Genomic DNA, 20,936 nt, shown 5'->3' on the forward strand with positions numbered 1-20,936 from the left:
GAAGAGATGGAAACTATCGCTAAACATTGCCACGCTCGTTCTTCTGCTCAAAAGGTTCGCCTGGTGGCAGACCTGATTCGCGGTAAGAAAGTGTCGCAAGCTCTGGAAGTTCTGACCTACACCAACAAGAAAGCTGCTGGTCTGGTTAAAAAAGTGCTGGAGTCTGCTATTGCTAACGCAGAACACAACGATGGCGCTGACATTGATGATCTGAAAGTCGCGAAAATCTTCGTTGACGAAGGCCCAAGCATGAAGCGCATTATGCCGCGTGCTAAAGGTCGTGCGGATCGCATCCTGAAGCGTACCAGCCACATTACTGTGGTTGTGTCCGATCGCTGAGACTCTGGAGACTAGCAATGGGTCAGAAAGTACATCCTAATGGTATTCGCCTGGGTATTGTCAAACCTTGGAACTCTACCTGGTATGCGAATACCAAAGAATTCGCTGACAACCTGGACAGCGATTTTAAAGTTCGTAAATACCTGACGAAGGAACTGGAGAAGGCTTCCGTTTCTCGTATCGTTATCGAACGTCCGGCAAAAAGCATTCGTGTGACTATTCACACTGCTCGTCCGGGTATCGTGATCGGTAAAAAAGGTGAAGATGTTGAAAAACTGCGCAAAGTCGTAGCGGATATCGCTGGCGTACCTGCACAGATCAATATCGCAGAAGTTCGTAAACCTGAACTGGACGCAAAACTGGTTGCTGACAGCATCACTTCTCAGCTGGAGCGTCGTGTGATGTTCCGTCGTGCTATGAAGCGTGCGGTACAGAACGCCATGCGTCTGGGCGCTAAAGGTATTAAAGTTGAAGTAAGTGGCCGTCTTGGCGGCGCTGAAATCGCGCGTACCGAATGGTACCGTGAAGGTCGTGTTCCATTGCATACACTGCGTGCGGATATCGACTACAACACCTCCGAAGCGCACACCACTTATGGTGTTATCGGTGTGAAAGTGTGGATCTTCAAAGGTGAGATCCTGGGTGGTATGGCTGCCGTTGAACAACCGGAAAAACCGGCTGCTCAACCTAAAAAGCAGCAGCGTAAAGGCCGCAAGTAAGGAGAGTCGCTGATGTTACAACCAAAGCGTACAAAATTCCGTAAGGTGCACAAGGGCCGCAACCGTGGTCTGGCGCAGGGTACGGATGTTAGCTTCGGCACTTTCGGTCTGAAAGCTGTTGGCCGCGGTCGCCTGACTGCTCGTCAAATCGAAGCTGCACGTCGTGCCATGACTCGTGCTGTTAAGCGTCAAGGTAAGATCTGGATCCGTGTATTCCCGGACAAACCGATCACCGAGAAACCGCTTGAAGTTCGTATGGGTAAAGGTAAAGGTAACGTGGAATATTGGGTTGCCTTGATTCAGCCAGGTAAAGTCCTGTACGAAATGGACGGTGTGCCGGAAGAGTTAGCCCGTGAGGCATTCCAACTGGCAGCAGCGAAACTGCCTATCAAAACCACCTTTGTAACTAAGACGGTGATGTAATGAAAGCAAATGAGCTGCGTGAAAAAAGCGTCGAAGAGCTGAACACTGAACTGCTCGGCCTGCTGCGCGAGCAATTTAACCTGCGTATGCAGGCTGCCAGTGGTCAGTTGCAACAGACTCACCTGGTAAAACAAGTGCGTCAGAATATTGCACGTGTTAAGACTTTACTGACTGAGAAGGCGGGTGCGTAATGACCGATAAAATCCGTACTCTGCAAGGTCGTGTTGTAAGCGACAAAATGGAGAAATCCATGGTTGTTGCTATCGAACGTTTTGTGAAACACCCGCTTTACGGTAAATTCATTAAGCGTACGACTAAGCTGCACGTACATGACGAGAACAATGAATGCGGTATCGGTGACGTGGTTGAAATCCGCGAATGCCGTCCGCTGTCCAAAAATAAGTCTTGGACACTTGTTCGCGTTGTAGAGAAAGCGATTCTGTAATAAAGTAGCGCTCTTCTCTTATGATAAACGGCTCTGCAAAGGGCCGTTTATTTTTTCTACCCATACCAAGGAAGCGGTGTTATAATGCTGCGCCCTCAATTATGGGGTATTTAATGGCCCGAAAGGGTCCTAGAGTAGTAGTTGACAAGCGGAGCACTAAAATGATCCAAGAACAGACTATGCTGAACGTGGCCGATAATTCCGGTGCACGTCGCGTAATGTGTATCAAGGTTCTAGGTGGCTCGCACCGTCGCTACGCAGGCGTCGGCGATATCATCAAAATTACCATCAAGGAAGCAATTCCTCGCGGTAAGGTGAAGAAAGGCGATGTTCTGAAGGCGGTAGTGGTGCGCACCAAGAAGGGTGTTCGTCGCCCGGACGGTTCTGTCATTCGCTTCGATGGCAATGCTTGCGTTATTTTAAACAATAACAGCGAACAGCCTATCGGTACGCGTATTTTTGGGCCGGTAACTCGTGAACTGCGTAATGAGAAGTTCATGAAAATTATCTCTCTGGCACCAGAAGTACTTTAAGGAGCGAATCATGGCAGCGAAAATCCGTCGTGATGACGAAGTTATTGTGCTAACCGGTAAAGATAAAGGTAAGCGCGGTAAAGTAAAAAATGTCCTGTCTGCTAGTAAGGTCATTGTTGAAGGTATTAATCTGGTTAAAAAACATCAGAAGCCGGTTCCGGCCCTGAACCAACCAGGTGGCATCGTTGAAAAAGAAGCTGCAATTCAAGTTTCTAACCTTGCAATCTTCAATGCGGCAACTGGTAAGGCTGACCGTGTAGGCTTTAGATTCGAAGACGGAAAAAAAGTCCGTTTCTTTAAATCTAATAGCGAAACTATCAAGTAATTTGGAGTAGTACGATGGCGAAACTGCATGATTACTACAAAGACGAAGTAGTTAAAAAACTCATGACTGAGTTTAACTACAATTCTGTCATGCAAGTCCCTCGGGTCGAGAAGATCACCCTGAATATGGGTGTTGGTGAAGCGATCGCTGACAAGAAACTGCTGGATAACGCAGCAGCTGATCTGGCAGCAATCTCCGGTCAAAAACCGTTGATCACCAAAGCACGCAAATCTGTTGCAGGCTTCAAAATCCGTCAGGGCTATCCGATCGGCTGTAAAGTAACTCTGCGTGGCGAACGCATGTGGGAGTTCCTTGAGCGTCTGATTTCCATTGCTGTACCGCGTATTCGTGACTTCCGTGGCTTGTCCGCTAAGTCATTCGATGGTCGTGGTAACTACAGCATGGGTGTGCGTGAGCAGATCATCTTCCCGGAAATCGACTACGATAAAGTCGATCGCGTTCGTGGTTTGGACATTACCATTACCACTACTGCGAAATCCGATGATGAAGGCCGTGCGCTGTTGGCCGCCTTTAACTTCCCATTCCGCAAGTAAGGTAGGGTTACTAATGGCTAAGCAATCCATGAAAGCACGCGAAGTTGTTCGTGTGAAACTGGCTGAAAAATACCGCGCTAAACGCGAGGAATTGAAAGCTATCATCTCTGGTGTGAACTCATCCGACGAAGATCGTTGGGATGCAGTTCTTAAGCTGCAGACTCTGCCGCGTGATTCCAGCCCGTCTCGTCAGCGTAACCGCTGCCGCCAAACTGGTCGTCCGCACGCTTTCCTGCGGAAGTTCGGGTTGAGCCGTATCAAGGTCCGTGAAGCCGCTATGCGCGGTGAAATTCCGGGTCTGAAAAAGGCTAGCTGGTAATTGTCACCAATTGAATCACGGGAGTAAAGACAGATGAGCATGCAAGATCCGATCGCGGATATGCTGACCCGTATCCGTAACGGTCAAGCCGCGAACAAAGTTGCGGTCACCATGCCTTCCTCCAAGCTGAAAGTGGCAATTGCCAACGTGCTGAAGGAAGAAGGTTACATTGAAGATTTCAAAATCGAAGGCGACACCAAGCCAGTTCTGGAATTAGAACTTAAATATTTCCAGGGCAAGGCAGTGGTAGAAAGCATTCAGCGAGTAAGCCGTCCAGGCCTGCGCATCTATAAAAGAAAAGATGAGCTGCCAAAAGTTATGGCCGGTTTGGGTATCGCAGTTGTTTCTACCTCTAAAGGTGTTATGACTGATCGTGCAGCTCGCCAGGCTGGTCTTGGTGGCGAGATTATCTGCTACGTAGCTTAATCGGGAGGAAAAATGTCTCGTGTTGCAAAAGCACCCGTCGTCATTCCTGCCGGCGTAGAGGTAAAACTCAACGGTCAGGATGTTTCGATTAAGGGTAAAAACGGCGAGCTGAGTCGTAAGATCCACGATGCTGTTGAAGTGAAACAAGCTGACAACGCTCTGACTTTCGCTCCGCGCGAAGGTTTTGTTGACGGATGGGCCCAAGCTGGTACCACTCGTGCTCTGTTGAACGCAATGGTTATCGGTGTTACCGAAGGCTTCACTAAGAAGCTGCAACTGGTTGGTGTTGGTTACCGTGCTGCTGTTAAAGGCAACGTGGTTAACCTGTCTCTCGGGTTTTCTCACCCAGTAGAGCATGCACTGCCGGCAGGTATTACTGCAGAATGCCCAAGCCAAACTGAAATCGTACTGAAAGGTGCTGATAAGCAGGTTATTGGTCAGGTTGCTGCGGAATTACGCGCCTACCGTCGTCCTGAGCCTTATAAAGGCAAGGGTGTCCGTTACGCCGACGAAGTCGTGCGTACCAAAGAGGCTAAGAAGAAGTAAGGTAACACTATGGATAAGAAAGCAGCTCGTATCCGTCGTGCGACCCGCGCACGCCGCAAGCTCCAGGAACTGGGTGCGACGCGTCTGGTGGTACATCGTACTCCACGCCATATTTATGCGCAGGTCATTGCACCGAACGGTTCTGAAGTCCTGGTAGCCGCTTCTACTGTAGAAAAAGCTATCGCTGAACAACTGAAGTCTACCGGTAATAAAGACGCAGCAAGTGCAATAGGTAAAGCTATTGCAGAACGCGCGTTAGAAAAAGGCATCAAAGATGTCTCTTTCGACCGTTCCGGTTTCCAATATCATGGTCGAGTCCAAGCACTGGCAGATGCTGCCCGTGAAGCTGGCCTTCAGTTCTAAGGTAGAGGTGTAAGATGGCTCACATCGAGAAACAAGCTGGCGAACTGCAGGAAAAGCTGATCGCGGTAAATCGCGTATCTAAAACCGTTAAAGGTGGTCGTATTTTCAGCTTCACCGCACTGACTGTAGTGGGTGATGGCAACGGCCGCGTTGGTTTTGGTTACGGTAAAGCTCGCGAAGTTCCAGCAGCGATCCAGAAAGCGATGGAAAAAGCCCGTCGCAATATGATGAATGTCGCGCTGAACAACGGCACCCTGCAGCACCCAGTTAAAGGTGCTCACACGGGTTCTCGTGTGTTCATGCAGCCAGCTTCCGAAGGTACCGGTATTATTGCCGGTGGTGCAATGCGCGCCGTTTTGGAAGTTGCAGGGGTTCACAACGTATTGGCTAAAGCCTATGGTTCCACTAACCCGATTAACGTGGTTCGTGCAACGATTGATGGTTTGGCAAATATGAAGTCCCCAGAAATGGTCGCTGCCAAGCGTGGTAAATCCGTTGAAGAAATTCTGGGGTAATGACCGTGGCAAAGACTATTAAAATTACTCAAACCCGTAGTGCAATCGGTCGTCTGCCGAAACATAAGGCGACACTGCTTGGCCTGGGTCTGCGTCGTATTGGTCATACAGTTGAACGTGAGGATACTCCTGCGGTTCGCGGTATGGTCAACGCGGTTTCCTACATGGTTAAAGTAGAGGAGTAACAGATGCGTTTAAATACTCTGTCTCCGGCCGAAGGTGCTAAACACGCACCGAAGCGTTTAGGTCGTGGTATTGGTTCTGGCCTGGGCAAAACCAGTGGTCGTGGTCACAAAGGTCAGAACTCTCGTTCTGGCGGTGGCGTGCGTCGTGGTTTTGAAGGTGGCCAGATGCCTTTATATCGTCGTCTGCCGAAATTCGGTTTTACTTCTCGCAAAGCAATGATCACGGCAGAAGTTCGTCTGTCTGATTTAGCTAAAGTAGAAGGCGACGTGGTTGACCTGAATACGCTGAAAGCCGCTAATGTTATTGGCATTCAGATTGAGTTCGCGAAAGTGATTCTGTCTGGTGAAGTTGCTCGTCCGGTAACGATTCGTGGTCTGCGTGTCACTAAAGGTGCTCGTGCTGCTATCGAAACTGCTGGCGGTAAAATTGAGGAATAAGTAGCAGATGGCTAAGCAACCAGGATTAGATTTTCAAAGTGCTAAAGGCGGAGTTGGTGAACTGAAGCGCAGACTTTTGTTTGTTATCGGTGCGCTAATTGTTTTCCGTATTGGCTCTTTTATCCCAATTCCTGGTATTGATGCCACTGTGCTTGCCAAATTGCTTGAACAGCAGCGAGGCACCATCATTGAAATGTTTAACATGTTCTCTGGTGGTGCTCTCAGCCGTGCTTCTATCTTTGCACTGGGTATTATGCCGTATATTTCGGCGTCGATTATTATCCAGTTGCTGACGGTGGTTCATCCCGCGTTGGCTGAAATAAAGAAAGAAGGGGAAGCTGGCCGTCGTAAGATCAGCCAGTATACCCGTTACGGTACCTTGGTATTGGCTATATTCCAGTCGATCGGTATTGCTACCGGTTTGCCGAATATGCCTGGAATGCAAGACTTGGTGATAAATCCAGGTTTTGCTTTCTACTTTACCGCTGTTGTGAGCCTGGTTACTGGGACAATGTTCCTGATGTGGCTGGGAGAACAGATTACGGAACGTGGTATCGGTAACGGTATCTCGATCATAATCTTCGCTGGTATTGTTGCGGGACTACCGCCGGCCATTGGCCATACTATCGAGCAAGCTCGGCAAGGCGACCTGCACTTCCTCCTGTTGCTGTTGGTTGCAGTTTTAGTGTTTGCAGTAACCTTCTTCGTTGTTTTCGTTGAACGTGGTCAGCGTCGTATCGTCGTTAACTATGCAAAACGTCAACAGGGGCGTCGTGTTTATGCAGCACAGAGTACGCATTTACCGCTGAAAGTGAACATGGCTGGGGTTATCCCTGCAATTTTCGCCTCCAGTATTATTCTGTTCCCAGCCACGATTGCATCTTGGTTTGGGGGCGGTACCGGTTGGAACTGGCTGACAACTATTTCGCTGTATTTGCAGCCCGGACAGCCGCTTTATGTGTTACTCTATGCGTCTGCAATCATCTTCTTCTGTTTCTTCTACACTGCGTTGGTTTTCAACCCGCGCGAAACAGCAGATAACCTGAAGAAGTCCGGTGCATTCGTGCCAGGAATTCGTCCGGGAGAGCAAACGGCGAAATATATCGATAAAGTGATGACTCGCCTGACTCTGATTGGTGCGATGTATATTACTTTTATCTGCCTGATCCCGGAGTTTATGCGTGACGCAATGAAAGTACCTTTCTATTTCGGGGGTACATCTTTATTGATCGTTGTTGTCGTCATCATGGACTTTATGGCTCAAGTGCAAACTCTAATGATGTCGAGTCAATATGAGTCTGCATTGAAGAAAGCAAACCTGAAAGGCTATAACCGTTAATTAGGTGAGCTTGAGAAGTTACGGAGAGTAAAAATGAAAGTTCGTGCTTCCGTCAAGAAATTATGTCGTAACTGTAAGATTGTTAAGCGTAACGGTGTCGTTCGTGTGATCTGCAGTGCCGAGCCGAAGCATAAACAGCGTCAAGGCTGATTATCTCGCATATTTTTCTTGCAAAGTTGGATTGAGCTGGCTAGATTAGCCAGCCAATCTTTTGTATGTAGCTGCAACATTATTTGAGTATCCTGAAAACGGGCTTTTCAGAATGGTGTTGCTGTATAAAATTGTAGGAGTGCATAGTGGCCCGTATAGCAGGCATTAACATTCCTGATCATAAACATACCGTTATTGCGTTAACGTCGATTTTCGGTATCGGTAAAACCCGGTCGCAGGCTATTTGTGCTGCAACAGGGATTGCCGAAGATGTTAAGATCAGTGAGCTGTCTGAAGAGCAAATCGATAAGCTGCGTGACGAAGTTGCCAAGTTTGTTGTAGAAGGTGATCTGCGTCGTGAAGTTACCCTGAGCATCAAGCGTCTTATGGACCTTGGTACTTATCGTGGTTTGCGTCATCGTCGTGGTCTGCCGGTTCGCGGTCAGCGTACCAAGACTAACGCCCGTACCCGTAAGGGTCCGCGCAAACCGATCAAGAAATAATCGGGGTGATTGAATAATGGCAAAGGCACCTATTCGTGCACGTAAGCGTGTAAGAAAGCAAGTCTCTGACGGTGTGGCTCATATCCATGCTTCTTTCAACAACACCATCGTAACCATTACTGATCGTCAGGGTAATGCGCTGGGTTGGGCAACTGCCGGTGGTTCCGGCTTCCGTGGTTCTCGTAAATCTACGCCGTTCGCTGCTCAGGTAGCTGCAGAACGTTGCGCAGAGGCCGTGAAAGAGTACGGTATTAAGAACCTGGAAGTTATGGTTAAAGGACCTGGTCCGGGCCGTGAGTCTACTATCCGCGCATTGAACGCGGCTGGTTTCCGCATCACTAATATTACTGATGTGACTCCGATCCCTCATAACGGTTGTCGTCCGCCGAAAAAGCGCCGCGTATAACGCCGCTTTTAGGATTGTTGGAGAAAGAAAATGGCAAGATATTTGGGTCCTAAGCTCAAGCTGAGCCGTCGTGAAGGCACCGACCTGTTCCTGAAGTCTGGTGTTCGTGCGATCGATTCCAAGTGTAAAATTGAACAAGCTCCTGGCCAGCACGGTGCGCGTAAACCGCGTCTGTCTGACTATGGTGTACAGTTGCGTGAAAAGCAAAAAGTTCGCCGTATCTACGGTGTTCTGGAGCGTCAGTTCCGTAACTATTATAAAGAAGCTGCACGTCTGAAAGGCAACACAGGTGCAAACCTGCTGCAACTGCTGGAAGGTCGTCTGGATAACGTTGTTTATCGTATGGGTTTTGGTGCCACTCGTGCTGAAGCACGTCAGATGGTAAGCCACAAAGCTATCATGGTAAACGGTCGCGTTGTTAGCATCGCTTCTTATCAGGTATCCCCGAATGACGTAGTCAGCATCCGTGAGAAAGCGAAAAAGCAATCTCGCGTGAAAGCCGCTCTGGAGCTGGCTGAACAGCGTGAAAAGCCAACTTGGCTGGAAGTTGATGCTGCCAAGATGGAAGGTGTGTTCAAACGTATTCCTGAACGTACCGATCTGTCTGCGGACATTAATGAACACCTGATCGTCGAGCTTTACTCCAAGTAAAGCTTAGTACCAAAGAGAGGACACAATGCAGGGTTCTGTGACAGAGTTTCTAAAACCGCGCCTGGTTGATATCGAGCAAGTGAGTTCGACGCACGCCAAGGTGACCCTTGAGCCATTAGAGCGGGGCTTCGGCCATACTCTTGGCAACGCACTGCGCCGTATTCTGCTTTCATCCATGCCAGGTTGCGCGGTGACCGAGGTTGAGATTGATGGTGTACTGCATGAGTACAGCACCAAAGAAGGCGTACAGGAAGATATCCTGGAAATCCTGCTCAACCTGAAAGGGCTGGCGGTGAGAGTTCAAGGCAAAGATGAAGTTATTCTTACCCTGAATAAATCTGGCATTGGCCCTGTGACTGCAGCCGACATCATCCATGATGGTGATGTCGAAATCGTCAAGCCGCAGCACTTAATTTGCCATCTGACCGATGAAAACGCATCTATTAGCATGCGTATCAAAGTTCAACGTGGTCGTGGTTATGTGCCGGCATCTGCCCGTATTCATACGGAAGAAGATGAGCGCCCGATTGGTCGTCTGTTAGTTGATGCTTGCTACAGCCCTGTAGAGCGTATTGCCTACAATGTTGAAGCAGCTCGTGTAGAACAGCGTACTGACTTGGACAAGCTAGTCATCGAAATGGAAACCAATGGCACGATCGATCCTGAAGAAGCGATCCGCCGTGCGGCTACCATTCTGGCTGAACAACTTGAAGCTTTTGTTGACTTACGTGATGTTCGTCAGCCAGAAGTTAAAGAAGAGAAACCAGAATTCGATCCGATTCTGCTGCGCCCTGTTGACGATCTGGAATTGACTGTCCGCTCTGCTAACTGCCTTAAGGCAGAAGCTATCCACTACATCGGTGATCTGGTACAGCGTACCGAGGTTGAGCTGCTCAAAACGCCTAACCTTGGTAAAAAATCTCTTACTGAGATTAAAGATGTACTGGCTTCCCGTGGTCTGTCTCTGGGCATGCGCCTGGAAAACTGGCCACCGGCAAGCATTGCTGATGAGTAACCAGATCACAGGTTAAGGTTTTACTGAGAAGGATAAGGTCATGCGCCATCGTAAGAGTGGTCGTCAACTGAACCGTAACAGCAGCCATCGTCAGGCTATGTTCCGTAACATGGCTAGTTCTTTGGTTCGTCATGAAATCATCAAGACGACCCTGCCGAAAGCGAAAGAGCTGCGTCGCGTTGTTGAACCGCTGATTACTCTTGCCAAGACCGACAGCGTTGCTAATCGTCGTCTGGCATTCGCCCGTACTCGTGATAACGAGATCGTGGCAAAACTGTTTAATGAACTGGGCCCGCGTTTCGCGAGCCGTGCCGGTGGTTACACTCGTATTCTGAAGTGTGGCTTCCGTGCTGGTGACAATGCGCCGATGGCATACATCGAGCTCGTTGATCGCTCAGTTTCGCAGACAGAAGAAGTAGCTGCTGCAGAGTAATCTGTAAGAGCGTAAAAAAACCGGGGAAACCCGGTTTTTTTATATCTGAAATAAATCATGTTTTCGCATAAATATACATGGTAAGCAATGACCTGTGTCTGAGTGAGCTGAAAAATACACCCCACCTATTCTCATCTACCTATTTCGACTATATACTCTGCACGTTTTATTGATGTACATACCAACCTGAGTTCCTTGGGAGTAATGATGACCACATACCGCCATAAACGTGGGAAAATCCAGGACAACGCCATTGAGGCATTGCTACATGACCCACTGTTTCGTCAACGAATTGAAGTGAATGAAAAAGGGAAAGGAAGTTATCGTAGGAAAGAGAAGCACATGAAGAAAGGTAATTGGGAGGCCAGTGGTAAGCAATCAAATGATTATTTACCTCTGGCCTTTCTACTTTCTGCGTAACGATACTGAGTCTGAGTAGAAACTTAATTATTACTGTCTAGTTTGTTGTTCTTTTAGTAAGTCGCGAATTTCAGCTAAGAGCTTTTCTTCAGCGCTAGGCTTTGGTGGTGCGGCAGGGGTATCTTCCTGTTTGCGCCGCATTTTATTCATAAGCTTGATCGCTATAAAAATCGCAAAAGCGACGATGACAAAGTCGAAAATATTCTGGATGAAAGCGCCATAATTCATGACAACGGCAGGAATTTCGCCTTGTGCATCCCGGAGAATAAGGCTGAATTGTTTGAAATCGACACCACCAATCAAAAGCCCAAGTGGCGGCATAATAATATCTGATACCAGAGAAGAGACGATTTTACCGAAAGCTGCACCAATAATGACACCCACCGCCAAATCGACAACGTTGCCACGCATGGCAAACTCTCTGAATTCTTTGATGATGCTCATATCTGTTCTCCTTGCCAAAATTTATAAATTAATTCTAACCAATAGCCGTATCTTTGCCAGATTATCGATGAGCAATAAAGCTGTTCCCACATTACAAAAAGAAAGGGCTCGGTTGAAATAGGCGTTCAACATCAGGCACAAATTTCTTGTCAGCCAAGAACATGATGACGTGATCACCTTGTTCAATTTTGCTATTTGCGTTGGCAATGATGACGTCATCACCGCGAACGATAGCACCGATGGTCGTACCGGGTGGAAGCTTAATATCTTCGATCATTCTGCCGACAACTTTCGATGTGCCCTCATCTCCATGGGCGATGGCCTCGATTGCTTCGGCGACACCACGACGTAAAGAGGATACGCTAACAATATCCGCCTTGCGGACGTGGCTGAGTAGCGCAGAAATTGTTGCCTGCTGTGGGGATATTGCGACATCGATGACGCTGCCCTGAACCAGATCGACATAAGCCCGACGCTGGATAAGTACCATTACTTTTTTCGCGCCCATGCGCTTAGCCAGCATAGCTGACATAATATTCGCTTCGTCATCGTTGGTAATGGCGATGAATACATCGATCTGCTCGATATGCTCTTCGGCGAGGAGTTCTTGATCTGAAGCATCGCCATGGAATACGACCGTATTTTGCAGAAGCTCAGCCAGTTCCACAGCTCGGTCTGCATTTCGTTCTATCAACTTGATGCTGTAGTCTTTTTCTAACCGCTGCGCTAATCCTGCACCGACGTTCCCGCCACCAACAATCATGATCCTTTTATACGGTTTTTCAAGGCGCTGCAGCTCGCTCATCACCGCACGGATATGTTGTGAAGCGGCGACAAAAAATACTTCATCTCCAGCTTCGATAATAGTGGAACCCTGTGGGCGAATCGGACGATCGTGACGAAAAATAGCCGCAACGCGGGTATCTACGTGAGGAATGTGTTCACGAAGAGAAGTCAGAGCATTACCCACTAGTGGGCCACCATAATAGGCGTTAACTGCCGCAAGACTCACTTTGCCTTCAGCGAAGTTGACGACCTGAAGTGCTCCAGGATATTCGATCAGTTTGTAAATGTTATCGATCACTAACTGCTCTGGAGAAATTAAGTGATCGATGGGAACCGCTTCTGGTAAAAACAGCTGTTCTGATTCACGAATGTATTCAGCTGCACGAATGCGTGCAATCCGGTTTGGTGTTTTGAAAAGAGAATAAGCAATCTGGCAAGCTACCATATTCGTTTCATCTGAATTGGTAACGGCGACCAGCATATCCGCATCTTCTGCTCCCGCTTCACGCAGTACGCGTGGATGAGAGGCATAGCCTGTAACGACACGCAGGTCAAACTTATCCTGAAGCTGGCGTAACCGATTTGCATCAGTATCAACGACAGTGATGTCATTGTTTTCGCCCGCTAAATTTTCCGCCAGTGTTCCGCCGACCTGACCCGCGCCAAGAATGATAATTTTCATAATAAGCCATGCCGTTTATTGATTGCTGTCTGTTGCAGACAATACTGGGTTCAATATCAGTTTTTTACCAGCTTCGCATAAAAGAAACCATCACCACCATCGGCATGGGGAAGCATCTGTATACCCGGTATTTCTCTTGTTCCTGTATCGACAAGTGTTGCATCGGTATGGCGAGTCAGGAAATCAGCAACTTGTTGGGTATTTTCTTGCGGCAGAATAGAGCAGGTAGCATAGACCATCGTGCCGCCTGTTTTGAGATGTGGCCAGATGGCATCAAGAATTTCTTTTTGCAATGCCGCTAATTCCTCGATGTCTCTATCTCGGCGCAACCACTTAATATCAGGATGGCGGCGAATCACACCCGTGGCCGAGCATGGGGCATCCAACAGAATGCGATCAAACACACGTCCTTCGCACCATGAATCGGGGTAACGTCCATCACCTTGTTTTACTTCGGCATGCATTTGTAGCCGCAGTAAATTTTCTTTTACCCGGCCTAAACGCGTTTCATCTACATCGACAGCGAGCACATGAGATTTTGGTGCCGCTTCTAAAATGTGTGTTGTTTTTCCGCCGGGTGCAGCGCAGAGATCGAGGATCTGTTCGCCATCTTGTGGATCGAGCCAATAGACGCAACCTTGAGCCGATGCATCCTGTACGGTTGCCCATCCTTGCGAAAATCCTGGCAATTGATCAACCGCACAGGGAGCAGTAAGTCGTATCGCATCGCTGTATTCAGCATGAGGAAATGCCTCGATTCCCTCTTGCTCTAACAAGTTTAAATACGCTTCACGTGTGTGGTGTAATCGATTCACTCGTAGCCACATTGGGGGGCGTTGATTATTCGCCTCAACGATGTTTTGCCAATGATGTGGATAGGCACGTTCAATGCGCGCCAGCAGCCAGCTTGGATGCAGATAATGAGATGAGTGAGTTGCCTCACGTTGAATCAGTTCTTCCTGCTGACGCTGAAATTGGCGTAATACGCCATTAATCAGTCCCTTGAGCTGTGGCCGCTTTAATGCGACGGCACCTTCTACTGTTTCTGCCAGGGCCGCATGTGGCGGGATTCGAGTGTAGTGCAACTGGTAGATGCCGACCATGATGAGGTAGTGCAGCGTGCGTTGTTTACCCGTAAGCGGTTTAGCCATCAGTTGTTGAATACACCATTCCAACTGCGGTAAAACGCGTAATACGCCGAAGCAAAGCTCTTGCAAAAGTGCGCGATCTTTATCGGAGACTTCACGCTGATAGACAGGTAATAAGGCACTGAGTGATTGCCCCTGATCCAGAACCTGCCCCACCACTTTTGCGGCAATACTGCGTAGATTGTATGAGCTTTTCATGTGTTAGCGATGACGTATACGTAAAAGAGAGAGGATATACCGGCATGGTGCCGGTATGAAAAATAGATTAGTCCAGTGTATTACCGGGAACGAACCACTCACGACGTGAGTTAAGCAGATCCTGTGCGGCCATGACTTTTTTGCCTGCGGGCTGCAATTCCTGAATATTCAAGATGCCATCGGCTGTTGCTACCTGAATGCCCTGCTTGTCTGCCTGTATGATTGTACCAGGCTGTGAGCCATGTTCTTTGGCGATGACTTCAGCTTTCCAAACTTTCACTGGCTGTTCATCGACGATGAAATAGCTGACTGGCCAAGGATTAAAAGCACGAATACACCGTTCAAGCTGCTCGGCAGATAACTGCCAGTTGAGACGAGCTTCTTCTTTGCTGAGCTTTTCTGCATAGGTGGCAAGGGCATCATTTTGTGTTTCAGCAACAGCGCTGCCATCAGCAAGTTGTTCCAGCGTTTCCAATAAGCCACGTGGGCCCAGCTCAGCAAGTTTATCGTACAACGTTGCGCTGGTATCCTGTTGCAGGATTGGGCACGAAATTTTGTGCAGCATTGCGCCAGTATCGAGTCCAACATCCATTTGCATGATCGTCACGCCGGTTTCACTATCCCCAGCCCACAATGCACGTTGAATGGGGGCTGCGCCGCGCCAGAGAGGCAACAGAGAACCGTGAACATTAATGCAGCCAAGGCGAGGCATGGATAACACGGGCTGCGGCAGAATTAATCCGTAGGCGACAACGACCATAACATCGGCATTTAACGCCTGAACCATCGCTTGATTTTCTTCCGGCCGCAGAGATTTAGGCTGGAAAACGGGGATGCTATGCTGTTCTGCCAGTACTTTTACCGGACTGGGAGTGAGCTTGTTGCCCCTGCCTGCTGGACGATCGGGCTGGGTGAAAACGCCAACAACTTCATGACCCGATGATAAAAGCGCGTCGAGGTGACGCGCGGCAAAGTCAGGGGTTCCGGCAAAGATTATGCGTAAAGAATCAGACACAGTGCTTCCTGTCAGGATGAAAATTATCGGGCTCGACTATTCTGCTTAGCCAGTTTTTCCAGTTTTTGACGAATGCGCTGGCGTTTAAGCGGGGAAAGGTAATCGATAAACAGTTTCCCAACCAGATGGTCCATTTCGTGCTGAATACAAATGGCGAGTAGCTCGCTTGCTTCAAGTTCGAACGGCTTACCTTCACGATCCAATGCGCGCACTTTCACATGCTCTGCACGAGGAACCAGCGCACGCGTTTCAGGGATCGACAGACAACCCTCTTCGATGCCCGTATCGCCGCTCTTTTCAATCAGCTCGGGATTGATCAGCACCAGTCGTTGGTCTCGTTCTTCAGAGACGTCAATAACAATAATACGCTGATGAATATCCACCTGTGTCGCAGCCAGCCCAATACCTTCTTCTTCGTACATGGTATCGAACATATCATCCACGATACGTTGAATATCTGCATTGACTTCTTTTACTGGCTGCGCAGTGATGCGGAGCCGCTCGTCTGGAAAATGTAATACCTGCAAAACTGCCATATATGTTTAGATCTGTATCTGAATAGTGAGAGAGTCTTAGTCCTCATTCTAGACATTTCCTGCCCCGATTGACAGCATCGGCACTGAATTGCAGCACTTATCTGAACAGAGCGGAGTAAGGGACACCGATGCGATCAACGGAAATCTGGTTACGTATGACGGGCGTACGGTATCTGGGTGCCAGACGTGCTTGGGCGATTGTCAGAAAGCTTATTGACTTAAACTCGTTCGATAACGAGCTCCTGAGGGCGTTAGGCCTGTCTGATACCCAAATAGCCCAATTCTGTGCCTACGATCGTAAGACTCTGGAAGAAACCCTTAATTGGTTGTCTTATCCCAATCATCATATCGTGACGTGCGAAGATGCCTTATATCCTTTTCTATTGAGCAATATTCGTGATTTTCCGCTTCTACTCTTTGTTTCTGGCTCTCCTGAGTTACTGGCATCGCCACAAATATCGATTATTGGTAGCCGGGGGAGTAGTGCTTACGGTGAACGCTGGGGATGCTTTTTCGCCCAGGAGCTTGCCGCGAATGAACTCACGGTAACAAGTGGGCTAGCGATTGGCATTGATGGTATTGCTCATCGCGCTGCTTTGGATGCGGGAGGGCGAACCATTGCAGTGCTGGGAAGCGGGTTGAAAAATATTTATCCCAAGCGGCACGCTAAGCTTGCCGAACGTATCTGTGGCGGTGGTGGCGCGTTGGTCTCTGAATTTCCCCTCGCGATGCCGCCTTTTCCAACCAACTTTCCCAGAAGAAATCGTATTATCAGCGGGTTAGGGCTGGGTGTTCTGGTCATTGAAGCGACTATCCGCAGTGGGTCGCTGGTCACTGCGCGTTATGCTTTGGAGCAAGGACGAGAGGTTTTTGCTCTGCCGGGACCGATTGGCAACCCGATGACTGAGGGAACACACTGGTTGATCCAGCAAGGAGCCAGCCTGGTTACACATCCGAAAGATATTCTTGAGCAGTTGGTGAGTGAGTTACAGTGGCTGCCGATGGAAAGCGGGCAAACTATTTCTAACGAAGAAGAGGATGGCGAATTGCCATTTGCCGACGTGTTGGCTAACGTAGGAGATGAGGTTACACCTGTTGACGTTGTCGCTGAACGTGCCGGCCAACCTGTGCCAGAGATAGTCACTAAGCTATTAGATCTGGAGTTAGCAGGATGGATCGCAGCAGTACCCGGCGGCTATGTCCGATTAAGGAGGGCAGGCCATGTTCGACGTACTCATGTACTTGTTTGAGAGCTACATCCACAATGAAACTGAAATGCGTGTCGATCAGGATACGTTAACTGATGACCTCACCCGCGCTGGATTCCATCGTAACGATATCTATAGCGCGTTGAGTTGGCTGGAAAAACTGGCTGATATTCAGGAAGGGCAGACTGCGCCGCTTTATTTAGCAAACGATCCTCTGGCTATACGGATCTATACGCAGGATGAGGCGCAGCGTCTTGATGCGGAATGTCGTGGCTTTTTATTGTTCCTTGAGCAAATTCAGGTTCTGAACCTTGAAACGCGGGAAATGATCATTGAACGCGTCATGGCGTTGGAAACACCGGAATTTGATCTGGAAGATCTGAAGTGGGTCATTCTCATGGTGCTTTTCAATGTACCTGGTTGTGAGAATGCCTATCAGCAAATGGAAGAATTACTCTTTGAGGTCAATGACGGTTATGTGCAATAGCCAGAGGAATAATAGTTCGAATGGCTAAGCCTGCGCTGTTTGCTGAAAAAAAACAGGAAATGTGTCCAGACTGTGGGTCAGTGCTGGTTATCCGTTCTGGTCGGCACGGCCCATTTCTTGGCTGTTCTGCGTATCCGGAATGTGAGTTCATTCGCCCGCTGAAAGCACAAGCTGATGGACATATCGTCAAAGTGTTAGATGGGCAGCAATGTCCGCTTTGTCAGTCGACCTTGGTCTTACGGCAAGGTCGTTATGGGATGTTTATCGGCTGTGGCAATTACCCTGAATGCCATCATACCGAGACTATCGATCGCCCTGATGATACGGCGATTCGATGTCCACAGTGTAATGAAGGCACGCTGTTACAGCGTAAATCTCGCTACGGCAAGGTGTTTCATTCTTGCGATCGCTATCCCGATTGCCAGTTTACGTTAAACCATAAGCCGATAGCGGGTGAATGCCCTTCTTGCCATTACGCTTTATTGTTTGAGAAAAAAACGGCACAAGGTATCAAGCTATTTTGTGCCAGTAAATTATGTGGAAAACCGATAGCGGTAGAAGTTGATAAGAATGAGTGATGTGTCTGATGAACGAATGATTCCCGTTTTGCGGGAGTTACATAACGAGCAGGTTATTGCATACCCGACTGAAGCGGTATTTGGGTTGGGATGCGATCCTGATAGTGAAGTGGCGGTTAATCGCCTGCTGGCGTTAAAACAACGCCCTTGGCAAAAAGGGTTGATCCTGATTGCGGCAGATTTTAGCCAACTGGCTCCTTATATTGATGACAGTGTGTTATCCGATGAGCAGAAAGCCGTGATGTTTTCCACATGGCCAGGTCCGGTTACTTGGGTATTGCCAGCAAAACGCACGACTCCGCAGTGGTTAACGGGGCAATTTTCTTCGCTTGCGGTGCGCGTTAGCGACCACCCATTAGCCAAAGAACTGTGCCTGCGCTACGGTAAACCGTTGGTATCGACCAGTGCCAATTTAAGTGGTCAACCGCCTTGCCGCACGGCTCAGGAAGTGTCTCTACAGTTTGGTGGTGATTTTCCTGTGCTGGTTGGGGATGTCGGCGGAAGAATGAACCCATCAGAAATCAGGGATGTATTAACAGGCGAGCTTATTCGTCAGGGGTAACGACAAGTTGGAGAAGAACGTGTCTGAAGTAACGTCTTTTGCGGTTTTTGGCAACCCGATTGCGCATAGTAAATCACCTCGCATACATGAGCTATTTGCTGCACAGACGGGGATAACGTTGACGTACCAGCGTGTGTTGGCGCCTCTGGATAATTTTGAGCAGATGCTGCGCCAGCATTTTCGTGATGGTGCTGGTGGGGCGAATGTGACAGCGCCCTTTAAAGAGCGTGCCTTTGCTGAGGCCGATGAGTGTAGCGAGTGTGCCGCGCTTGCGGGTGCGGTCAATACATTGAAGAGATTGAGTGACGACCGCCTGTTTGGCGATAACACCGATGGCATTGGTTTGCTCAGCGATCTGCAACGATTGGCGCTGGTGAAGCCGTTGGATCGTGTTTTGCTGGTTGGTGCGGGCGGCGCGGCGCGGGGTGTTATCCAACCCCTGCTGGCTTACGGCTGTACAGTGGTGCTGACAAATAGAACCTTTTCCAAGGCCGATGCCTTAGCTAAGGTCTTCCGTGGCATTGGTGATATTAACGCTGTTGCTCTCGATGATTTACAGGATCAGTCGTTCAATCTGATCATCAACGCGACATCTTCTGGTATGTACGACAGCGTTCCTAACTTACCGACAGAACTCATCTCGCCGGAAACGTGCTGTTATGACATGTTTTACCTGCCGCAGCTGACACCATTTTTGTCATGGTGCGTACAGCATGGTGCCCTCCATTATGCAGATGGTTTGGGAATGCTGGTGGGGCAAGCGGCACATGCGTTTAAACTTTGGCATGGCGTCATGCCGGATGTGGAACCCGTGATTGCTTTACTAAAGCAGGATCTTGCTAAATGAATCAGGCGATCCAGTTTCCCGATCGTGAAAGCTGGGATGATAAGGTAATGGCGATCCGCTTTCCTGTTTTAGTGAATGGTTTTCAGCAGGAATGTTTAGTGAGTGCTGAGCTGCTCCAGAAACGTTATGGCGGTGATAGCCCTGAACGGTGGCTGGCACTGTTCAGGGAATATCGATGGGATCTTGAAGATGAACTGGAACAAATGATCGCTGTTGAAGAATGGGATGATGAAGGTTGTTACTCGTTGTCCTGAGCAAGGTATTCATCTTTCCAGCGAACATAGTTGTTTGCCGAGTAAATCAACCCTTCTATTTCTTCTTGTGTGAGTGGCCGAATTTTTTTGACTGGGCTGCCGAGGTATAGATGTCCCTTCTCTAACCGTTTTCCTGGGGGGACTAAGCTACCAGCGCCAATCATGACATCATCTTCAACAATTGCTCCATCCAGAAGTATTGATCCCATCCCGACCAGGACTCGATTTCCTATTTGGCAACCGTGCAGCATCGCTTTATGGCCTACCGTGACGTCTTCACCAATAATAAGCGGATTACCTTCTGGCTTTTTCTCTGAGCAATGGGTGACATGAAGTACAGAACCATCCTGAACATTACTCCTTGCACCAACAGTAATGTAGTTAACATCACCGCGTATGGCGACAAGGGGCCAGATGCCGACATCATCGCCTAGTGTTACCTTGCCAATCACCACGCTGGAATGATCGACCATGACTCGTTCGCCTAAAACGGGAGAAATACCGTTATAACGGCGGAATGTTTTTGCACTCATCGATAACCTCGTAGTTATTTAGCATATGTAGTTATTTGCCACATACTGATGATTCGTTTTAGACAAAATATCGACAGATATGGGATGTCGGCAACTGAAAAGTGGTGTGGATCGAGTAAGATCTCATCGAAAGGGTCGAAAAACACGCGAATAGAAAAAAAGATCAAGAAAGTTGTTGTGTAACGAAAACGGATCCCTATAATGCGCCTCCATCGACACGGCGCTGTGAACACACAACCGGGTCGATAAAGAAAGAGAAAGCACTTTAAAATAAGCGTTGACTCTGAAGGTGAAAAGCGTAATATACGCCACCTCGCGAAGTGGTTAAGGCCACAACGCACTGCTCTTTAACAATTTAATCAGACAATCTGTGTGGGCACTCACAAGACCGTATCTTAACGATATAAAAAGTCTTGAAGAGTGAACAACAGTAAATTCATTACGAATAAACAGTTACTAATTCTTTGAGCATCGCTGACGAGTTCAGTAAATCAAACAAATCTTAAATTGAAGAGTTTGATCATGGCTCAGATTGAACGCTGGCGGCAGGCCTAACACATGCAAGTCGAGCGGTAGCACGGGGGAGCTTGCTCCCTGGGTGACGAGCGGCG

At 48.5% G+C, this 20,936-nt stretch carries 35 protein-coding genes and 1 rRNA gene; 30 read left to right on the forward strand and 6 right to left on the reverse strand.

The window, feature by feature from the left end; translation table 11 throughout:
* Positions 1–6: 6 nt before the first annotated feature.
* The 23 genes from rplV (at position 7) to Q3A88_RS18300 (ending at position 11,047) form a co-directional block, all read left to right on the forward strand.
* Positions 7–339 (forward strand): 50S ribosomal protein L22, encoded by a 333-nt coding sequence (gene rplV / locus Q3A88_RS18190; RefSeq protein WP_005970275.1) that lies wholly within the window; start codon positions 7–9, stop codon positions 337–339.
* 17 nt (positions 340–356) lie between these two features.
* A complete protein-coding gene (gene rpsC, locus Q3A88_RS18195) occupies positions 357–1,058 on the forward strand; it encodes a 30S ribosomal protein S3 (RefSeq protein ID WP_005970274.1) in 702 nt (233 codons plus the stop codon).
* 12 nt (positions 1,059–1,070) lie between these two features.
* On the forward strand, positions 1,071–1,481 hold the full coding sequence (gene rplP / locus Q3A88_RS18200; RefSeq protein WP_005970273.1) for a 50S ribosomal protein L16: 411 nt from the start codon (positions 1,071–1,073) through the stop codon (positions 1,479–1,481).
* A complete protein-coding gene (rpmC, locus tag Q3A88_RS18205) occupies positions 1,481–1,672 on the forward strand; it encodes a 50S ribosomal protein L29 (protein WP_014916814.1) in 192 nt (63 codons plus the stop codon). The genes rplP and rpmC overlap by 1 nt, the downstream gene beginning before the upstream one ends.
* Complete coding sequence (rpsQ, locus tag Q3A88_RS18210) at positions 1,672–1,926, forward strand: 30S ribosomal protein S17 (protein WP_010286161.1); 255 nt, start codon at positions 1,672–1,674, stop codon at positions 1,924–1,926. Before rpmC ends, rpsQ begins: the two co-directional genes overlap by 1 nt.
* 161 nt (positions 1,927–2,087) lie before the next feature.
* Positions 2,088–2,459, forward strand: a complete 372-nt coding sequence (gene rplN, locus Q3A88_RS18215) for a 50S ribosomal protein L14 (protein ID WP_000613954.1) — start codon at positions 2,088–2,090, stop codon at positions 2,457–2,459.
* A 10-nt stretch (positions 2,460–2,469) separates the two neighbouring features.
* Positions 2,470–2,784 carry a 50S ribosomal protein L24 gene (rplX, locus tag Q3A88_RS18220; protein WP_005970267.1) on the forward strand — a complete coding sequence of 105 codons (315 nt, stop codon included), beginning with the start codon at positions 2,470–2,472 and terminating at the stop codon, positions 2,782–2,784.
* Between the two features lie 14 nt (positions 2,785–2,798).
* Complete coding sequence (gene rplE / locus Q3A88_RS18225) at positions 2,799–3,338, forward strand: 50S ribosomal protein L5 (RefSeq protein WP_005970265.1); 540 nt, start codon at positions 2,799–2,801, stop codon at positions 3,336–3,338.
* Positions 3,339–3,351: 13 nt separating this feature from the next.
* Positions 3,352–3,657: a 30S ribosomal protein S14 gene (rpsN, locus tag Q3A88_RS18230; protein WP_010286114.1), complete on the forward strand. Its 306-nt coding sequence runs from the start codon at positions 3,352–3,354 to the stop codon at positions 3,655–3,657.
* Positions 3,658–3,690: 33 nt separating this feature from the next.
* Entirely contained in the window at positions 3,691–4,083 is a 393-nt protein-coding gene (gene rpsH, locus Q3A88_RS18235; protein WP_005970261.1) for a 30S ribosomal protein S8, read from the forward strand.
* Positions 4,084–4,095: 12 nt separating this feature from the next.
* Positions 4,096–4,629 carry a 50S ribosomal protein L6 gene (gene rplF / locus Q3A88_RS18240; RefSeq protein ID WP_005970259.1) on the forward strand — a complete coding sequence of 178 codons (534 nt, stop codon included), beginning with the start codon at positions 4,096–4,098 and terminating at the stop codon, positions 4,627–4,629.
* Positions 4,630–4,638: 9 nt separating this feature from the next.
* Complete coding sequence (gene rplR / locus Q3A88_RS18245; protein ID WP_010286111.1) at positions 4,639–4,992, forward strand: 50S ribosomal protein L18; 354 nt, start codon at positions 4,639–4,641, stop codon at positions 4,990–4,992.
* A 14-nt stretch (positions 4,993–5,006) separates the two neighbouring features.
* Positions 5,007–5,507: a 30S ribosomal protein S5 gene (rpsE, locus tag Q3A88_RS18250; RefSeq protein ID WP_005970257.1), complete on the forward strand. Its 501-nt coding sequence runs from the start codon at positions 5,007–5,009 to the stop codon at positions 5,505–5,507.
* Between the two features lie 5 nt (positions 5,508–5,512).
* The gene (gene rpmD, locus Q3A88_RS18255) at positions 5,513–5,692 is read left to right on the forward strand and encodes a 50S ribosomal protein L30 (protein WP_004846568.1); all 180 of its coding nucleotides are present in this window, start codon (positions 5,513–5,515) and stop codon (positions 5,690–5,692) included.
* A gap of 3 nt (positions 5,693–5,695) precedes the next feature.
* Positions 5,696–6,130 (forward strand): 50S ribosomal protein L15, encoded by a 435-nt coding sequence (rplO, locus tag Q3A88_RS18260; RefSeq protein ID WP_010286086.1) that lies wholly within the window; start codon positions 5,696–5,698, stop codon positions 6,128–6,130.
* A 7-nt stretch (positions 6,131–6,137) separates the two neighbouring features.
* The gene (gene secY / locus Q3A88_RS18265; RefSeq protein ID WP_010286083.1) at positions 6,138–7,469 is read left to right on the forward strand and encodes a preprotein translocase subunit SecY; all 1,332 of its coding nucleotides are present in this window, start codon (positions 6,138–6,140) and stop codon (positions 7,467–7,469) included.
* 33 nt (positions 7,470–7,502) lie between these two features.
* Positions 7,503–7,619 carry a 50S ribosomal protein L36 gene (gene rpmJ / locus Q3A88_RS18270; RefSeq protein WP_002227352.1) on the forward strand — a complete coding sequence of 39 codons (117 nt, stop codon included), beginning with the start codon at positions 7,503–7,505 and terminating at the stop codon, positions 7,617–7,619.
* A 146-nt stretch (positions 7,620–7,765) separates the two neighbouring features.
* Positions 7,766–8,122 carry a 30S ribosomal protein S13 gene (rpsM, locus tag Q3A88_RS18275; RefSeq protein WP_010286058.1) on the forward strand — a complete coding sequence of 119 codons (357 nt, stop codon included), beginning with the start codon at positions 7,766–7,768 and terminating at the stop codon, positions 8,120–8,122.
* 16 nt (positions 8,123–8,138) lie between these two features.
* Entirely contained in the window at positions 8,139–8,528 is a 390-nt protein-coding gene (gene rpsK / locus Q3A88_RS18280) for a 30S ribosomal protein S11 (RefSeq protein ID WP_002919257.1), read from the forward strand.
* A 30-nt stretch (positions 8,529–8,558) separates the two neighbouring features.
* Positions 8,559–9,179 (forward strand): 30S ribosomal protein S4, encoded by a 621-nt coding sequence (gene rpsD / locus Q3A88_RS18285; protein ID WP_010286047.1) that lies wholly within the window; start codon positions 8,559–8,561, stop codon positions 9,177–9,179.
* A 25-nt stretch (positions 9,180–9,204) separates the two neighbouring features.
* Complete coding sequence (locus Q3A88_RS18290; RefSeq protein ID WP_005970247.1) at positions 9,205–10,194, forward strand: DNA-directed RNA polymerase subunit alpha; 990 nt, start codon at positions 9,205–9,207, stop codon at positions 10,192–10,194.
* A 40-nt stretch (positions 10,195–10,234) separates the two neighbouring features.
* A complete protein-coding gene (rplQ, locus tag Q3A88_RS18295) occupies positions 10,235–10,627 on the forward strand; it encodes a 50S ribosomal protein L17 (RefSeq protein WP_110164333.1) in 393 nt (130 codons plus the stop codon).
* A gap of 207 nt (positions 10,628–10,834) precedes the next feature.
* Entirely contained in the window at positions 10,835–11,047 is a 213-nt protein-coding gene (locus Q3A88_RS18300; RefSeq protein WP_010286032.1) for an alternative ribosome-rescue factor A, read from the forward strand.
* Between the two features lie 30 nt (positions 11,048–11,077).
* Here Q3A88_RS18300 and mscL read toward each other — a convergent pair whose 3' ends face one another.
* From mscL to def, 5 genes are all read right to left on the reverse strand, one after another.
* Complete coding sequence (gene mscL, locus Q3A88_RS18305) at positions 11,078–11,491, reverse strand: large-conductance mechanosensitive channel protein MscL (protein WP_014916810.1); 414 nt, start codon at positions 11,489–11,491, stop codon at positions 11,078–11,080.
* A gap of 91 nt (positions 11,492–11,582) precedes the next feature.
* The gene (gene trkA, locus Q3A88_RS18310) at positions 11,583–12,959 is read right to left on the reverse strand and encodes a Trk system potassium transporter TrkA (protein WP_010304922.1); all 1,377 of its coding nucleotides are present in this window, start codon (positions 12,957–12,959) and stop codon (positions 11,583–11,585) included.
* Between the two features lie 56 nt (positions 12,960–13,015).
* Positions 13,016–14,305 (reverse strand): 16S rRNA (cytosine(967)-C(5))-methyltransferase RsmB, encoded by a 1,290-nt coding sequence (rsmB, locus tag Q3A88_RS18315; RefSeq protein ID WP_110164332.1) that lies wholly within the window; start codon positions 14,303–14,305, stop codon positions 13,016–13,018.
* A 67-nt stretch (positions 14,306–14,372) separates the two neighbouring features.
* The gene (fmt, locus tag Q3A88_RS18320) at positions 14,373–15,320 is read right to left on the reverse strand and encodes a methionyl-tRNA formyltransferase (RefSeq protein ID WP_233991290.1); all 948 of its coding nucleotides are present in this window, start codon (positions 15,318–15,320) and stop codon (positions 14,373–14,375) included.
* A 23-nt stretch (positions 15,321–15,343) separates the two neighbouring features.
* Entirely contained in the window at positions 15,344–15,856 is a 513-nt protein-coding gene (gene def, locus Q3A88_RS18325) for a peptide deformylase (RefSeq protein WP_010287013.1), read from the reverse strand.
* Positions 15,857–15,984: 128 nt separating this feature from the next.
* On the opposite strand from def, the gene dprA reads away from it, so the two are divergent.
* The 6 genes from dprA to Q3A88_RS18355 are packed head-to-tail and all read left to right on the forward strand — an operon-like array spanning position 15,985 to position 19,792.
* The gene (gene dprA, locus Q3A88_RS18330) at positions 15,985–17,106 is read left to right on the forward strand and encodes a DNA-protecting protein DprA (RefSeq protein ID WP_110164330.1); all 1,122 of its coding nucleotides are present in this window, start codon (positions 15,985–15,987) and stop codon (positions 17,104–17,106) included.
* Positions 17,078–17,551 (forward strand): DUF494 family protein, encoded by a 474-nt coding sequence (locus Q3A88_RS18335; protein WP_010287009.1) that lies wholly within the window; start codon positions 17,078–17,080, stop codon positions 17,549–17,551. Before dprA ends, Q3A88_RS18335 begins: the two co-directional genes overlap by 29 nt.
* Positions 17,552–17,571: 20 nt before the next feature.
* Entirely contained in the window at positions 17,572–18,129 is a 558-nt protein-coding gene (locus tag Q3A88_RS18340) for a type I DNA topoisomerase (RefSeq protein ID WP_014916805.1), read from the forward strand.
* On the forward strand, positions 18,122–18,691 hold the full coding sequence (tsaC, locus tag Q3A88_RS18345; protein ID WP_110164329.1) for an L-threonylcarbamoyladenylate synthase type 1 TsaC: 570 nt from the start codon (positions 18,122–18,124) through the stop codon (positions 18,689–18,691). The genes Q3A88_RS18340 and tsaC overlap by 8 nt, the downstream gene beginning before the upstream one ends.
* 19 nt (positions 18,692–18,710) lie before the next feature.
* Positions 18,711–19,538 (forward strand): shikimate dehydrogenase, encoded by an 828-nt coding sequence (gene aroE, locus Q3A88_RS18350; protein ID WP_110164334.1) that lies wholly within the window; start codon positions 18,711–18,713, stop codon positions 19,536–19,538.
* On the forward strand, positions 19,535–19,792 hold the full coding sequence (locus Q3A88_RS18355; RefSeq protein WP_110164328.1) for a DUF1488 domain-containing protein: 258 nt from the start codon (positions 19,535–19,537) through the stop codon (positions 19,790–19,792). Before aroE ends, Q3A88_RS18355 begins: the two co-directional genes overlap by 4 nt.
* On the opposite strand, the gene Q3A88_RS18360 is transcribed toward Q3A88_RS18355, so the two are convergent.
* A complete protein-coding gene (locus Q3A88_RS18360; RefSeq protein ID WP_039277415.1) occupies positions 19,777–20,325 on the reverse strand; it encodes a gamma carbonic anhydrase family protein in 549 nt (182 codons plus the stop codon). The two genes, Q3A88_RS18355 and Q3A88_RS18360, sit on opposite strands and share 16 nt — an antisense overlap.
* 504 nt (positions 20,326–20,829) lie before the next feature.
* Here Q3A88_RS18360 and Q3A88_RS18365 point away from each other — a divergent pair.
* Positions 20,830–20,936 (forward strand): 16S ribosomal RNA (locus Q3A88_RS18365); the annotation flags it as partial.

It is taken from the genome of Pectobacterium sp. HCp5_1 (genome assembly GCF_032905925.1).
Classification (GTDB): domain Bacteria; phylum Pseudomonadota; class Gammaproteobacteria; order Enterobacterales; family Enterobacteriaceae; genus Pectobacterium; species Pectobacterium brasiliense_A.